A 14,096-nucleotide genomic window follows, 5' to 3' on the forward strand; every position below is an offset into this window, starting at 1 on the left:
AGAGACAATGGACGATAAGCTGCTCGATGAGCGGGGCCTGAGCAAGCTGAGGTGGCGCTGCCGCCGCGGCCTGCTGGAGAACGACCTCTTCATCGAAAGGTTCTTCGACCGATTCGCCTCGCGCCTGACCGTTGGGCAGGCGCAGGCGCTCGGGGAGCTGATGGACCTGGCCGACAACGACCTGCTGGACCTGCTGCTCAAGCGCAAGGAGCCGGAAGGCGCACTGGATCGGCCGGACATCAAGGAAGTGCTGGAGATGCTGCGCCTGCCCGCGGCCGCATCACCGGAACGTGGGCATTGAAACCTGACAGGAACCACTATGAAACTCGCTGACTACAAGGCCTCTCTGTCGTTCAGCAACGGCAGCCCCAGCGTCGAGATGCCGGTGTACCACGGCACCATCGGCCCGGACGTCATCGACATCCGCAAGCTCTACGCCCAGACCGGCATGTTCACCTACGACCCGGGCTTCATGTCCACGGCGTCGTGCCAGTCGACGATCACCTACATCGACGGCGACAAGGGCGAACTGCTGTACCGCGGCTACCCGATCGAGCAGCTGGCCACCTCGTGCGACTACCTCGAGACCTGCTACCTGCTGCTGTACGGCGAACTGCCCAACGAGCAGCAGAAGAAGGACTTCGTCTCGCGCGTGACCAACCACACGATGGTCAACGAGCAGATGCAGTTCTTCCTGCGCGGCTTCCGCCGCGACGCGCACCCGATGGCCGTGATGACGGGCCTGGTGGGCGCGCTGTCGGCCTTCTATCACGACAGCACGGACATCAACAATCCCGAGCACCGCGAGATCTCGGCGATCCGCCTGATCGCGAAGCTGCCGACGCTCGTTGCCATGGCGTACAAGTACTCCATGGGCCAGCCCTACATGTACCCGAAGAACTCGCTGTCGTACACGTCGAACTTCATGCGCATGATGTTCGCGACGCCCTGCGAGGACTACGAGCCCAACGACGTGCTGGTGCGCGCGATGGACCGCATCTTCATCCTGCACGCCGACCACGAGCAGAACGCCTCCACCTCCACGGTGCGCCTGTGCGGCTCCTCCGGCACCAACCCGTTCGCGGCGATCGCGGCCGGCGTGGCCTGCCTCTGGGGCCCGGCCCACGGCGGCGCCAACGAGGCGGCGCTCAACATGCTGGAAGACATCCAGAAGATGGGCGGCGTGGCCAAGATCGGCGAGTTCGTCGAGAAGGTCAAGGACAAGAACTCCGGCGTCAAGCTGATGGGCTTCGGCCACCGCGTGTACAAGAACTACGACCCGCGCGCCAAGCTGATGCGCGAGAGCTGCCACGAGGTGCTCTCCGAGCTGGGCCTGGGCAACGACCCGCTGTTCAAGCTGGCCATGGCCCTGGAGAAGGTGGCGCTGGAAGACGAGTACTTCGTGTCGCGCAAGCTGTACCCGAACGTCGACTTCTACTCCGGCATCGTGCAGCGCGCGATCGGCATCCCGGTCAGCCTGTTCACCGCGATCTTCGCGCTGGCCCGCACGGTCGGCTGGATCGCCCAGCTGAACGAGATGATCGGTGACCCCGAGTACAAGATCGGCCGCCCGCGCCAGCTGTTCACGGGATCGGTCAAGCGCGACGTGAAGCCGATCAGCCAGCGTTGATCGCGCGAAGCGCAATGAGAAGGGCCCGCTTCGGCGGGCTTTTTCTTTTGGTTCTTCGCCGATCTCCGGGAGAGGCTGCTGGACGGAGTCACTTCCGCCGAATGAGGGAGTCCGCGAGTGCGCAGTGGCTTTCTTGCCGGACCAGAACGGGGCTGTCCGTCTCTGCGACTGTCCCCCGGCGCGGATGAGAACCGCGCCCCGGGTGAGCGCGGCGCCCGCGCCTCCTCCTTTATGTCGCCGAGCCGGACAGCCCCGCTCTGGTCCTGCGCCGCGCCAGGTGCGTGTGCAGCAGCTCCGTTGACGCGGGCCGCAAGCCGTCCCCGCAGAAGCAGGTGCGCGAGGGGAACTGCCTGATTCACGCAGTGCGCAGGACCAGGGCGGGCCTGTCCGCCTCGGCGACATAAAGGAGGAGGCGCGGGCGCGGCGAGCTTGCGGGCCTGGGCTCTCATCCGCGCCGGGGGACAGTCGCCGAGGCGGACAGGCCCGTCCTGGTCCGGTCCACTGGCAACAAAGCGAGCCAGCGGCTGACCGCGCCAATTGAACCAGTGGGCTCCCCGCCCAACGCGATTTCACCAATCGGCGGAGGACGCTCACGGCTTCGCCAGCTCGTACTTGGGCTTCTCCTTCGTGCCGACGATCAACTGGTTCACCACCCCCATCACGTCGTCCACCAGCAGTACGGCCCGCTCGATCTCCTCTTTCTGCTGCGCCGTCCGCACGCATCCCATGAGCGTCACCAGCCGCCGCTCCCCGAGCACCCACACGCTGGTGTCCCCGAAGCGCCCGTCCGCCTGCAGGTACTGCCGCACGCGCGGAATGATGTCCTTGTCGTAGAGGTAGGAGTTCGGCAGCCGGCAGCGTCCCGAGCGGTAGCAGCTCGTGCCGTGCTGGGACCGCACGTGCGCCTCCTTGCGCACCTCCTCCTCGGTGAAGCCGGGCGGCCGGGGCGCCGGGCAGCCGGGAAGCGCCGCCGTCACCTGCAGGAACGGGTCGTCGAAGGCATTGCGGCGTTCCTGCGCGAGGCCGGGCGGTCCGAGGCAAGTGCACGACAGCAACGCGATCGCCCAGGGCCGCGCCACGCCCGCCTCACTTCACCCGCTGCTTTTCCAGCTTGCGCGCCAGCGTGCGCCGGTGCATGCCCAGGCGCCGCGCGGTCTCGGAGATGTTGAAGCCGGTCTCCGCGAGCGTCTCGTGGATGCGCTCCCACTCCAGCGTCTTGATCGAGGTCTGCCGCTCGGTCAGTTCGACCTCGGCGTCGCCCTCCGCGCGGGCGAAGGCCGCCTCGATGTCGTCGGTGTTGGCCGGCTTGGCGAGGTAGTGCCGGGCGCCGAGCTTGATCGCCTCCACCGCGGTGGCGATGCTGGCGTAGCCGGTCAGCACGACGATGAGCATCTCCGGGTCGTGCTCGTGCAGCATCTGCACGCAGGCGAGGCCGGAGGCGCCGCCGGCCAGCTTGAGGTCCACCACGGCGTAGCCGGGCTCGCGCGAGGCGACGATCTCCCGGGCCTGCTCGATGTCGGAGGCGCGCAGCACGGCGTAGCCGCGGCGCTCGAAGGAGCGCTGCAGCGTGCGGGCGAAGGCATCGTCGTCCTCCACCACCAGCAGCTCGCGTTCAGGCTCCATCCGTGTCTTCCTTCTCCGGCGCCAGGGCGTCCAGCGGCAGAGTGATCGTCACCTCCGCGCCCCCGGGGACATTCTGCGCCGCGATCCGTCCCCCCAGCGTCCTTGCGACATTGACGGACAGGAACAGGCCGAGGCCGCGTCCCGGCGTGCCCTTGCTCGACTGGTAGGGCGTGCCCAGGCGCTCCAGGATGTCCGGCGGGAAGCCGGGGCCGCGGTCCTGCACGCGCAAGGTCAGCGTGTCCTCGTCCCACTGCGCCCGGAATGCCAGCGGCGCGCCCGGCGCGGCTTCCAGCGCGTTGTCCAGCACGTTGCCGATCATCTGCTGCAGCGCCGTGTCGGAGATGATGGGCAGGTCCATGCCCTCGCGCTGGTAGGCCAGCTCCGCGTTCCGCGTGCGCTTCCACTCCGAGACCAGGGCGTCGAGGAAGGCGCACAGGCTGGTCTCCACCGGCGCGTCGCCGCGCGTCTCGCCGGCCGAGGTGAGGATGCCGCCCACGATGCTCTTGCAGCGCGCGACCTGCCGCTGCATCTCCTCGATGTCCTCGCGCAGTTCCGGCTCGGCGGCGAACGGCGCCATGCGCGCCCAGTCGCCGAGGATCACCGAGATCGTCGCCAGCGGCGTGCCCAGTTCGTGCGCCGCCCCGGAGGCGAGCAGGCCCATGCGCACGATGTGCTCCTCCTCCGCGGCGCGCTGGCGCAGGTTGGCGAGGGTGGCGTCCCGCTGGCGCAGGTTGCGCGAGATGCGGCCGATGAAGATCACCAGCAGCGAGGCGTCGAGCACGAAGCACACCAACAGGCCGCCGACGTAGTGGCCGGAGAGCGCCCCGGGCCCGGTCCCTGCCAGCACCAGCGGCCGCGACCAGAAGGTGAGCACGAGAAGGCCGAGGGTGGTGGCGGCCACCAGCGCCCCCACGTAGCGCGGGCGCAGCAGCACCGAGCCCAGCGCGACCTGCAGCAGGTACACGAACACGAAGGGATTGCTCACCCCGCCGGAGTAGTGGAGCTGGGCGGTGAGCACCGCCACGTCCACCAGCAGGCCCGCGAACAGCTCGCCATTGCCCACCGGCACCGGCAGCCGGGCGCGCAGCCAGCTGGCGCCGTTGAACAGCGCCAGCAGCGCCAGCAGCGTGAGCATGTCGCGCAGGGGCAGCCGCACCTGCAGCAGCACGTGCACGATCAGGATCGTGAGCAGCTGGCCCGCCACCGCGAGCCAGCGCAGCTCCACCAGCTGCAGCAGGTTCCTGCGCTCGGCCAGCCGCTCGGGCTGGCGCCCGGCCTCGTCCAGTGCCTTGCGCGGGTCAGGGGTGGGGGTCAGCAAGGGATGCGCTTCGCGAGAGCCGCCGCTGGCGCCGCGCGTCCAGCAGCAGGTAGCCGATGGCCGCGGCCATTATCGCGGCGAGGGCGAACCAGGTGAGCGCGTACACGAGGTGGTCGTTGCGGAAGCGCACCACCGTCAGGCCCGCGCGCGGCCAGCCCGGGGCGGCGCCCGGCTGCGCCTGCGCATCGACGAAGTAGGGCGCGACGCTGCCCGCCAGCCCCTGCGCGGCGGCCATCGCGGCCACGTCGCGCGAGTACCAGCGGCCCGCGGCGGGATCGTTGGCCCGCAGGAATCCGCCGCCGGGTTCGCTGATGCGCAGCAGGCCGCTCAGCTCCTGCTCCGCCGCGCCGCGCGGCACCTGCCCGCGCAGGCCGGCCGGCACGAAGCCGCGGTTGACCAGCAGCCACCAGCCCGCATCGGTCTGCAGCGGCGTGAGCACCCAGTAGCCGGCGCCGAAGTCGGTGCTCGCGCCGGCCAGCAGCTCGCGCGCGTAGTCGAAGCGGCCCCGCACGGCGACGCGGCGGTACTGGTCCTGCGGCTGCAGCCCGGCCCACTGCGCGGGCCCGGGCGCGGGCGTGGGGGCCGCCTGCAGCTGGCTCTCCACCTGTGCGATCAGCGCCTCCTTCCAGCCCAGGCGCTGCAGCTGCCAGGCGCCGAGCGCGACGAAGCCGGCGCACGCCAGCGCCGCGGCGGCGAGCACCACCACCAGGGTCGCGAGCGAGCGCGGGCCGCGCGCGGGAGCTTCCATGGCCAGGAGCCTAGGACATCCCCATGTTCCGCATCGTCTGCGGATCGACGGGCATCATGTTGGTGTTCATGTGGTACATGACCCAGATCGAGCCGGCCAGCATGATCACCACCACGATGGCGGTGAACACCAGGGCCAGCAGCGACCAGCCGCCCTCGACCTTGGCGTTCATGTGCAGGAAGTACACCATGTGCACCAGCACCTGCACCGCCGCGAAGCCGAGGATGACGGGCGCGGTGGCGCCGGCCGGCAGCACCTTGCCCATCACCAGCCAGAAGGGGATCGCCGTCAGGATCACCGACAGCACGAAGCCGGTGACGTAGCCCCGGACCGTCGCGTGGTAGCCGATGTCGTCGTGCGCGTCGTGGTGTTCGTGGTGTTGCGCGCTCATTTCAGCACCCCCATCAGGTACACGAAGGTGAAGACGCCGATCCAGACGACGTCGAGGAAGTGCCAGAACATCGACAGGCACACCAGGCGGCGCTTGTTCTCGCGCGTCAGGCCCCGCTTGCGCACCTGCAGCACCAGGGTCACCAGCCAGACCGTGCCGAACGCCACGTGCAGGCCGTGCGTGCCCACCAGCGTGAAGAAGGCCGACAGGAAGGCGCTGCGCTGCGGGCCCGCGCCCTCGTGCAGCAGGTGCGCGAACTCGTACAGCTCGATCGACAGGAAGCCCAGCCCCAGCAGGCCGGTGAGGGCGAGCCAGGCCAGCAGCGCCTTCTGGCGCCCGTGCTGCATGCCGATCATGGCGAAGCCGTAGGTGATCGAGGACAGCAGCAGCAGGCCCGTGTTCACGGCCACCAGCGGCAGGTCGAACAGGTCGGCGCCGGAGGGGCCGGCCGCGTAGCTGCGGCCCAGCACCGCGTAGGTGGCGAACAGGACGGCGAAGACCAGGCAGTCGCTCATCAGGTACAGCCAGAACCCGAACAGGGTCCCCTGCTGCGGGTGGTGCCCGCCGTCGTCGTAGAAGACCGGGGCGGCCCCGGTCGCGTTCAGGGTGGTGGAAGACATCTCTTGCAAATGCTCGTCGTCAGGCGGCGGCCAGCGCGCGGGTCCGGTCGTCCTCGCTGCGCGTCACGTCCTCGGCCGGGATGTGGAAGTCGCGGTCGTAGTTGAAGGTGTGCACGATGGCGGCGATCACCATCGCGGCGAAGCTCAGGCCGGCCAGCAGCCACATGTGCCAGATCAGCGTGAAGCCCCAGGCCGTGGCCAGCATCGCGATCACGAAGCCGGCGCCGGTGTTCTTCGGCATGTGGATCGGCTTGAAGCCGGCGGTCGGACGCTGCGCGCCGCGGCGCTTCATGTCGTGCCAGGCGTCGGTGTCGTGCACCACCGGCGTGAAGGCGAAGTTGTAGTCCGGAGGCGGCGAGGCGGTGGACCACTCCAGCGTGCGGCCGTCCCACGCGTCGCCGGTCGCGTCGCGCAGTTCCTTCCGGCGCAGGAAGCTCACCACCAGCTGCACCAGGAAGGCGGCGATGCCGATCGCGACCAGGACAGCGCCGACCGCGGCGATCTGGAACCAGATCTGCAGCGAGGGGTCGTCGAAGTGGCTCATGCGGCGCGTCACGCCCATCAGGCCCAGCACGTACAGCGGCGTGAAGGCGACCCAGAAGCCCACCAGCCAGAACCAGAAGGACACCCGGCCCCAGAAGTCGTCCAGCTTGTAGCCGAACGCCTTGGGGAACCAGTAGTTGATGCCCGCGAACAGGCCGAACACCACGCCGCCGATGATCACGTTGTGGAAGTGCGCGACCAGGAACAGCGAGTTGTGCAGCACGAAGTCGGCCGCCGGCACCGCCAGCATCACGCCCGTCATGCCGCCGATCACGAAGGTGACCATGAAGCCCACCGTCCACAGCATCGGCACCTCGAAGCGGATGCGTCCGCGGTACATCGTGAACAGCCAGTTGAAGATCTTCGCCCCGGTGGGGATCGAGATGATCATCGTCGTGATCCCGAAGAACGAGTTCACGCTCGGTCCCGAGCCCATGGTGAAGAAGTGGTGCAGCCACACCAGGTAGGACAGGATGGCGATCACGCAGGTGGCGTAGACCATGGAGGCGTAGCCGAACAGTCGCTTGCCGCTGAAGGTGGACACCACCTCCGAGAAGATGCCGAACACCGGCAGCACCAGGATGTAGACCTCGGGGTGGCCCCAGATCCAGATCAGGTTCACGTACAGCATCGGGTTGCCGCCGAGGTCGTTCGTGAAGAAGTTGGTGCCCAGGTAGCGGTCCGCCGTGAGCAGCGCCAGGGTGGCGGCCAGGATCGGGAAGGTCGCCACGATCAGCACGTTGGTGCAGAGGGACGTCCAGGTGAACACCGGCATCTTCATCAGCTTCATGCCGGGCGCGCGCATCTTCAGGATGGTCGCGATCAGGTTGATGCCCGAGAGAGTCGTTCCCACCCCCGCCACCTGCAGGGACCAGAGGTAGTAGTCGACCCCGACGTCCGGGCTCTGCAGGAGGCCCGACAGCGGCGGATAGGCCAGCCAGCCGGTGCGCGCGAACTCGCCGACGAACAGCGAGACCATCACCAGCGCGGCGCCGCCGGCGGTCATCCAGAAGCTGAAGTTGTTCAGGAAGGGGAAGGCCACGTCGCGCGCGCCGATCTGCAGCGGCACGACGTAATTCATGAAGCCCGTCACCAGCGGCATCGCGACGAAGAAGATCATGATCACGCCGTGGGCCGTGAAGATCTGGTCGTAGTGGTGCGGCGGCAGGAAGCCCTCGTTGGCACCGAAGGCCACCGCCTGGTGCAGGCGCATCATGATGGCGTCGGCGAAGCCGCGCAGCAGCATCACGATGCCCAGCACCACGTACATGATGCCGATCTTCTTGTGGTCGATGCTGCAGATCCAGTCGCGCCAAAGGGGGCCCCAGAGGCGCATCTTCGCGAGGAGTCCCAGCAGCGCGGCGCCGCCGAGGGCGACGGCGGCGAAGGTGGCGACGAGGATCGGTTCGTGGATGGGGATCGCCTCCCAGCTGAGGCGGCCCAGGATCAGTTCACTCAGGCTCATGTCGGTTTCTTACTGCGCGGCGAGGGGCCGGGGCAGGCCCAGCGGGTTGTCGGGGGTGCAGACGGCGGCGGCGACCACGGTGCGGCCGTCGAGGGCCGACTCGCGCACGCCGCGCAGGTTGCCCTTGCCCAGGCCGCCGGCGGCGTCGATGGCCATCATTTCGTGGGCGCACATCTGCTGGCCGTCGGCGCAGCGGTTCAGGACCGCCTCGTAGAGGCCTTCGTCGACCTTGCCGAAGCGGCGCACGGGTTCGCGCTCGCTCGGTCGCTCCAGCTTCAGGTAGGCGGCGCGGGTCAACGCCTCGCCCGAGCGGTTGCTTTCCACCCAGTCCTCGAAGTTGGCCTCCGACAGGCCCAGGAAGGCGAAGCGCATGCTGGAGAAGCCGGCGCCGCTGTAGTTGGCGGAGATCCCCTGGAACGTGCCGGGGTGGTTGATCACCGCGTTCAGCTTGGTCTGCATGCCCGGCATGGCGTACACCATGCCCGCCAGCTCCGGCACGTAGAAGGCGTTCATGACCGTCGTCGCGGTGATGCGGAACTCGATGGGGCGGTCCACCGGGGCGGCCAGTTCGTTGATCGTGGCGATGCCCTGCTCCGGGTAGATGAACAGCCACTTCCAGTCCATGGCGACCACGTTCACCACGAGCGGCTTCAGGCCGGCCGGCACGGGCCGCTGGGCGTCGATGCGGTCCAGGGGCCGGAAGGGATCGAGCTTGTGGGTGCTGATCCAGGTGATCGCGCCCAGCGCGATGATGATCAGGAGCGGCGCGCCCCAGATCACCAGTTCCAGGCGGGTCGAGTGGTCCCAGTCCGGCGCGTAGGTCGCATTCTGGTTGGACTGCCGGTAGCGCCAGGCGAAGAACAGCGTCAGCGCGATCACCGGCACGATGATCAGGAGCATCAGCAGGGTGGAGGTGACGATCAGGCCGGCCTGCTGCACGGCGATGTCGCCGTGCGGCTTCATCACCGTGAGCTTGCTGCAGCCGGCCAGCGCCAGGGCGGCGGCGGGGGCGGCGAGGCGGGCCACCCGCAGGAATTTGTCGTTATTGAGCATCAGGAGGACAGAACGCTGGGGAAAACGCCGATTGCGTTGCTGTCGCAAATCTACGCTCATTGATACAAATCAAACATTGGACATTTTGTCCCAGCCCCCCCCGTTCCGAATGACCTCCGCGACCCACGCTTCCCCCGGCCCCTTCCCCTCCCCTTCCCTCTCCGGCGCCCACGGCGCCAATCCGGCCAACTCCCCCGAAGAAGCCCGCCTCGCCCCCGGCGACATCGCGGTGGGCGTCGTGATCGGCCGGGCCTCGGAATACTTCGACTTCTTCGTCTACGGCATCGCCTCGGTGCTGGCATTTCCCGCGGTGTTCTTCCCGTTCGCGTCGCGGCTGGAGGGCACGCTCTGGGCCTTCGCCCTGCTGGCGCTGGCCTTCGTGGTGCGCCCGCTCGGCACGGTGGCCGGCATGGCGCTGCAAAGGCGCTTCGGGCGCGGCATGAAGCTCACGGCCGCCCTGCTGCTGCTCGGAAGTTCCACGGTGGGCATGGCCTTGCTGCCGGGCCACGCCGCGGCCGGCGCGCTTGCCATCGCCTTGCTGGCGGTGTGCCGCATCGGCCAGGGGCTGGCGCTGGGCGGGTCCTGGGACGGCCTGCCCTCGCTGCTGGCCCTCAATGCGCCGGAAGGCCGGCGCGGCTGGTACGCGATGCTGGGGCAGCTCGGCGCGCCCCTCGGCTTCCTGGTCGCCTGCGCCGTGTTCGCCTTCCTGTGGGCGAACCTTTCCGCGGCGGACTTCCTCGCCTGGGGCTGGCGCTATCCCTTCTTCGCCGCCTTCGCGATCAACGTGGTCGCCCTGTTCGCGCGCCTGCGCCTGGTGGTGACGCACGAATACGAGCGCGAACTGGAGGCGCGCGAGCTGGAGCCCTGCGCGGTCCGTGAACTGTTCGCGAGCCAGGGCCACAACGTGGTGATCGGCGCCTTCGCGGCGCTGGCCTCCTATGCCCTGTTCCACCTGGTGACGGTGTTCCCGCTGTCCTGGGTGATGCTCCATGCGGAGCAGGAGATCGGCCACCTGCTTTCCGTGGAACTGGCGGGCGCCGTCCTCGCGGCGCTGGCGATGCCCCTGTCCGGACTGCTCGCCGACCGCATAGGCCGGCGCAGCACCCTCGGGGTGCTGGCCGCCGCGATCGCGGCATTCAGCCTGGTTGCGCCCTTCCTCCTGGGCGGCGGCACCGCGGGCGTGGACGTCTTCATCCTGGTGGGATCCGCGCTGCTGGGCCTTTCCTACGGCCAGGCCGCGGGCCCGGTCGCCTCGAATTTCCTGCCGGCCTTCCGCTACACCGGCGCGGCGCTCACCGCCGACCTGGCTTGGCTGATCGGCGCCGCGTTCGCGCCGCTGGTGGCGCTGGGCCTGTCGGTGCGCTTCGGCCCCGGCGCGGTCGGCGTGTACCTGCTCTCCGGCGCGCTGGCGACGCTCCTGGCCTTGCGCAGCCACCGGATCCGGCTGCCGCGCGACTGAGCCAAGGCGACAAACTGGACGGTACCGCCCCGCTGGGTTAAGGTGGGCGCCTTTTTAGGCAGTTCCCCTAACCCCGATGCATGAGGTTTTCCGCGCCCGTCACCGGCTGGCGAGCGCAGCCGCGTGGGTGGCGATGCTCTCGGGCGCGCTGGTCCTGCTGGGATGGAGCCTCGGGAACCCTCTCCTGAAGAGCCTCGTTCCCGGCGCCGCCGACATGAAGGCGAACACCGCGGTGGCCCTGCTCGGGGCCGGACTGGCCCTGCGGCTGCAGGTCCGCGGCGCCCGCTGGAGCACGGCGGCGGGCATCGGCGTGGCCTGCCTGGTCAGCGCCCTGGGCGCCGCCACGCTGGTCGAGTACCTGGCCGGCATCGACCTCGGCATCGACGAACTGCTGTTCCACGATGCCGAGGCCGGCTTCCGCAGCGCGCCCGGCCGCATGTCGCCCTACGCCGCCTGGTCCTTCGTGCTGCTGGGACCGGGCATCGCCCTGCTGCAGCGGCGGCGCTTCGGCTGGATCGTGCTGCTGTGCGCCGCGCAGGTGTTCGCGATCGGCGCCCTCGGCACCCTCGGCCACTTCCGCGACGCCGGGAAGATCGTCACCGACGCCTGGCTGCCGCCGGTGGCGCTCAACACCTCGCTGACGCTGGCCCTGCTGGGGGCGGCCGTCTTCGTGCAGCAGCGCGGCCCGCGGGCCGCGTCGCGGTCGCGCCGCGGCGAGCGCGCGGTCGGCGTCTTCTTCTGGGCGATGGTGGTGGTGCTGCTCGGGTCCACCAGCCTCACCTACCGCTCCAACGTCCGCTTCGCCACCGCCGCCCAGGAAGTCGACCGCGTGCAGCAGGCCCGCCTGGAACTGGGGCAGCTGCGCGCCTGCCTGCGCTCCGGCGGCCCGCCGCAGGCCTGTCGCGGCGGGCTGGAGCCGTTGCGGGGCAGCGTCTCGGGGGGCACCGAGACGCGCCTGTTCCGCGAACTCGAGGCGAGCCTGCGTGGCGACGGCGCGAACGCCGGCCGCGCGCCGGTGGCGGCGACCCTCCTGGAGCAAACGCTGCGCGACGCCCTCGAAGCGCGCAAGGCGACGCTCGCGATCGACCGCACCGCCATGCTGGTGTCGCTGCTGTTGACGCTGGGACTTTGCGTGCTGAGCGTGTCGGTGCTGTCGCTCAACGTGCGCGCCGAGCTGCGGCGCAGCGCCGGCGCCCGCGACGAGCAGCAGCGCCAGCAGGCCCTGCTGCGCGCGGTGCTCGCCTCCAGCCCGGACCTGATCGCCTATCGCGACGTCGAGGGTACCTTCCTGGGCTGCAACGATGCGTACGGCGAGCTGGTGGGCCTGCCGACCGAGTCCATCGGCGGCCTGTCGGTCGAACAGGTGCTGTCGCCCGCCGCCGCCGCGCGGATGCGGCAGGAGGACGCCGTGGCGCTGGCGCAGAACCGGGGCAGCGTCAACGAAGCCTGGTGCGACTATCCCGACGGCCGCCGGGCGTTGCTGGAGTTCGTGCGCAGCCCCATGCGCGATGCCGACGGCCATGCCATCGGCCTGGTCATGGTGGGCCGCGACGTCACCCGGCGGCGCGAGGCGGAGGAGGAACTGCGCCGGGCGCGGGCCCTCGCCGAGGAAGCCACCGAGCTGAAGACGGCCTTCCTCGCCAACATGAGCCACGAGATCCGCACGCCGATCAACGCCATCCTGGGCATGACGCACCTGGCACTGGGCACGGAGCTCACGGCGCGCCAGCGCGACTACCTGGCCAAGGTGCACGCCGCGGGCGAGCACCTGGCGGGCATCGTCGACGACATCCTCGACCTGTCGAAGATCGAGGCCGGCAAGCTGGTCCTGGAGCAAGAGGTCTTCGCGCTGGACGCCCTGCTGCAGCAGGTCTCGGACGTCGTCGTGGAGCAGGCGCAGGCCAAGGGCCTGCACCTCGCGTTCGATGCGGACCGGCAGGTGCCGCCGCGGCTCGCCGGCGACCCGCTGCGGGTACGGCAGATCCTGATCAACTTCCTGAACAACGCGATCAAGTTCACCGAGCGGGGCGAGGTGGCGCTGCGGGTGGCGGTGGAGCGGCGCGAGGGCCGCCGCCTGCTGCTGCGCTTCGCGGTGCGCGACACCGGCATCGGCCTCACGCCGGACCAGGCGGAGCGCGTCTTCCGGCAGTTCGAGCAGGCCGACCGCTCCACCACCCGCAAGTACGGCGGCACCGGGTTGGGGCTGGCGATCTCGCGCAGCCTGGCGGAGATGATGGGCGGCAGCGTGGGCGTGGAGAGCCGTTTCGGCGAGGGCAGCACCTTCTGGTTCACCGCCTGGATGGAGCTCGCGCCCGACGAGGCGCCGGCCACGGCCCCGGCGCCGCTGCCCAGCGCCGCACCGCACGCGCCGCCGGCGCTGGCGGGCGCGCGCGTGCTGCTGGTGGAAGACAACCCCGTCAACCAGCAGGTCGCCGGCGAGATCCTGCAGGCGGCGGGCATCGCGGTACGGATCGCGGAGAACGGCCTGCAGGCGGTGGGGCGGGTGCAGGAAGGACGCTTCGACGCCGTGCTGATGGACATGCAGATGCCCGTGATGGACGGCGTCACGGCCACCGAGCGCATCCGCGCCCTGGGCTTCACGCTGCCGGTGATCGCGATGACCGCCAACGCCATGGCCAGCGACCGCGAGCGCTGCCTGGCGGCCGGCATGAACGACTTCCTGAGCAAGCCCATCCGCCCGCAGGAGCTGTACCGGGTCGTGGCGAGCTGGCTGCCTTCCGCGCCGCCCGCGGCGGCGCCGGAGCCGCAGCCGGATGCGGCGGCCGCGCCGGACCCCCAACTGGCGCGACTGGCGGCGGTGCCCGGCCTGGACGTGGCCCGCGGGCTGGAGTTCACCACCGGCAACGACGCCGGCTTCTACGTGCAGATGCTGGGCGTCTTCGTCGACTCGTACCGGGGCTGCGAGGACCAGCTGCGCGAGCTGCTGCAGGCGGGCGACCGGCACGGCGCCGAGCGCCTCGCCCACAACTGCAAGGGAGCGGCGGCCACGCTCGGCGCCGCCCCGGTCGCCGCGCTGGCCGCCGACGTGGAACAGGCGCTGCGGGCGGAGCAGGACGGCGAGGCCGTGCCGGCCCGCATCGCGGCCTTCGGCCGCCAGCTCGGCGAACTGGTCCGGGCGCTGGACGAGGTCCTTCCCGGATAGCAGGCCTGCCATCGCCGATGGCGATGGCGGAACCCCCTTTTCTGAGGGAAAATGGCGCCTCGCCATCGCGCACCACGATGGCC

The 14,096-nt window shown here is 70.0% G+C and carries 12 protein-coding genes; 4 read left to right on the forward strand and 8 right to left on the reverse strand.

Annotated elements, in window-relative coordinates; all coding sequences use genetic code 11:
• The first annotated feature begins 7 nt into the window (after window positions 1-7).
• Both JJ685_RS24805 and JJ685_RS24810 read left to right on the forward strand, forming a co-directional pair.
• Window positions 8-301, forward strand: a complete 294-nt coding sequence (locus tag JJ685_RS24805) for an FAD assembly factor SdhE (RefSeq protein ID WP_201677054.1) — start codon at window positions 8-10, stop codon at window positions 299-301.
• Window positions 302-319: 18 nt separating this feature from the next.
• The gene (locus JJ685_RS24810; RefSeq protein WP_201677055.1) at window positions 320-1,630 is read left to right on the forward strand and encodes a citrate synthase; all 1,311 of its coding nucleotides are present in this window, start codon (window positions 320-322) and stop codon (window positions 1,628-1,630) included.
• Window positions 1,631-2,220: 590 nt separating this feature from the next.
• Here the strand turns inward: JJ685_RS24810 and JJ685_RS24815 are convergent.
• From JJ685_RS24815 to cyoA, 8 genes are read right to left on the reverse strand one after another with little or no spacing between them, the layout of a single operon-like run.
• Window positions 2,221-2,709 carry a BON domain-containing protein gene (locus JJ685_RS24815; RefSeq protein WP_201677056.1) on the reverse strand — a complete coding sequence of 163 codons (489 nt, stop codon included), beginning with the start codon at window positions 2,707-2,709 and terminating at the stop codon, window positions 2,221-2,223.
• 7 nt (window positions 2,710-2,716) lie between these two features.
• Complete coding sequence (locus tag JJ685_RS24820) at window positions 2,717-3,253, reverse strand: response regulator transcription factor (protein WP_201677057.1); 537 nt, start codon at window positions 3,251-3,253, stop codon at window positions 2,717-2,719.
• A complete protein-coding gene (locus JJ685_RS24825; RefSeq protein ID WP_408015498.1) occupies window positions 3,243-4,568 on the reverse strand; it encodes an ATP-binding protein in 1,326 nt (441 codons plus the stop codon). The genes JJ685_RS24820 and JJ685_RS24825 overlap by 11 nt, the downstream gene beginning before the upstream one ends.
• Window positions 4,552-5,319, reverse strand: a complete 768-nt coding sequence (locus JJ685_RS24830) for an SURF1 family protein (RefSeq protein WP_201677059.1) — start codon at window positions 5,317-5,319, stop codon at window positions 4,552-4,554. The genes JJ685_RS24825 and JJ685_RS24830 overlap by 17 nt, the downstream gene beginning before the upstream one ends.
• Window positions 5,320-5,329: 10 nt before the next feature.
• Complete coding sequence (gene cyoD, locus JJ685_RS24835; RefSeq protein ID WP_201677060.1) at window positions 5,330-5,710, reverse strand: cytochrome o ubiquinol oxidase subunit IV; 381 nt, start codon at window positions 5,708-5,710, stop codon at window positions 5,330-5,332.
• Window positions 5,707-6,330: a cytochrome o ubiquinol oxidase subunit III gene (gene cyoC / locus JJ685_RS24840; protein WP_201677061.1), complete on the reverse strand. Its 624-nt coding sequence runs from the start codon at window positions 6,328-6,330 to the stop codon at window positions 5,707-5,709. The genes cyoD and cyoC overlap by 4 nt, the downstream gene beginning before the upstream one ends.
• Window positions 6,331-6,349: 19 nt before the next feature.
• On the reverse strand, window positions 6,350-8,338 hold the full coding sequence (gene cyoB, locus JJ685_RS24845; protein WP_201677062.1) for a cytochrome o ubiquinol oxidase subunit I: 1,989 nt from the start codon (window positions 8,336-8,338) through the stop codon (window positions 6,350-6,352).
• Between the two features lie 9 nt (window positions 8,339-8,347).
• Window positions 8,348-9,391, reverse strand: a complete 1,044-nt coding sequence (cyoA, locus tag JJ685_RS24850; RefSeq protein WP_201677063.1) for a ubiquinol oxidase subunit II — start codon at window positions 9,389-9,391, stop codon at window positions 8,348-8,350.
• A gap of 109 nt (window positions 9,392-9,500) precedes the next feature.
• Here cyoA and JJ685_RS24855 point away from each other — a divergent pair, with 109 nt between their 5' ends.
• Window positions 9,501-10,850: an MFS transporter gene (locus JJ685_RS24855; RefSeq protein WP_201677064.1), complete on the forward strand. Its 1,350-nt coding sequence runs from the start codon at window positions 9,501-9,503 to the stop codon at window positions 10,848-10,850.
• A 76-nt stretch (window positions 10,851-10,926) separates the two neighbouring features.
• Entirely contained in the window at window positions 10,927-14,013 is a 3,087-nt protein-coding gene (locus JJ685_RS24860) for a response regulator (protein ID WP_201677065.1), read from the forward strand.
• Window positions 14,014-14,096: the final 83 nt, after the last annotated feature.

The sequence above is a fragment of the Ramlibacter monticola genome (assembly GCF_016722785.1).
GTDB classification, from domain to species: domain Bacteria; phylum Pseudomonadota; class Gammaproteobacteria; order Burkholderiales; family Burkholderiaceae_C; genus Ramlibacter; species Ramlibacter monticola.

What these genes read in the sequence shown, in the direction of transcription:
- JJ685_RS24805 (WP_201677054.1), top strand. Translation starts at nt 8, where the DNA reads ATGGACGATAAGCTGCTCGATGAGCGGGGCCTGAGCAAGCTGAGGTGG.
- JJ685_RS24810 (WP_201677055.1), top strand. Translation starts at nt 320, where the DNA reads ATGAAACTCGCTGACTACAAGGCCTCTCTGTCGTTCAGCAACGGCAGC.
- JJ685_RS24820 (WP_201677057.1), bottom strand. Translation starts at nt 3,253, where the DNA reads ATGGAGCCTGAACGCGAGCTGCTGGTGGTGGAGGACGACGATGCCTTC.
- JJ685_RS24830 (WP_201677059.1), bottom strand. Translation starts at nt 5,319, where the DNA reads ATGGAAGCTCCCGCGCGCGGCCCGCGCTCGCTCGCGACCCTGGTGGTG.
- cyoD (WP_201677060.1), bottom strand. Translation starts at nt 5,710, where the DNA reads ATGAGCGCGCAACACCACGAACACCACGACGCGCACGACGACATCGGC.
- cyoC (WP_201677061.1), bottom strand. Translation starts at nt 6,330, where the DNA reads ATGTCTTCCACCACCCTGAACGCGACCGGGGCCGCCCCGGTCTTCTAC.
- cyoB (WP_201677062.1), bottom strand. Translation starts at nt 8,338, where the DNA reads ATGAGCCTGAGTGAACTGATCCTGGGCCGCCTCAGCTGGGAGGCGATC.
- cyoA (WP_201677063.1), bottom strand. Translation starts at nt 9,391, where the DNA reads ATGCTCAATAACGACAAATTCCTGCGGGTGGCCCGCCTCGCCGCCCCC.
- JJ685_RS24855 (WP_201677064.1), top strand. Translation starts at nt 9,501, where the DNA reads ATGACCTCCGCGACCCACGCTTCCCCCGGCCCCTTCCCCTCCCCTTCC.
- JJ685_RS24860 (WP_201677065.1), top strand. Translation starts at nt 10,927, where the DNA reads ATGCATGAGGTTTTCCGCGCCCGTCACCGGCTGGCGAGCGCAGCCGCG.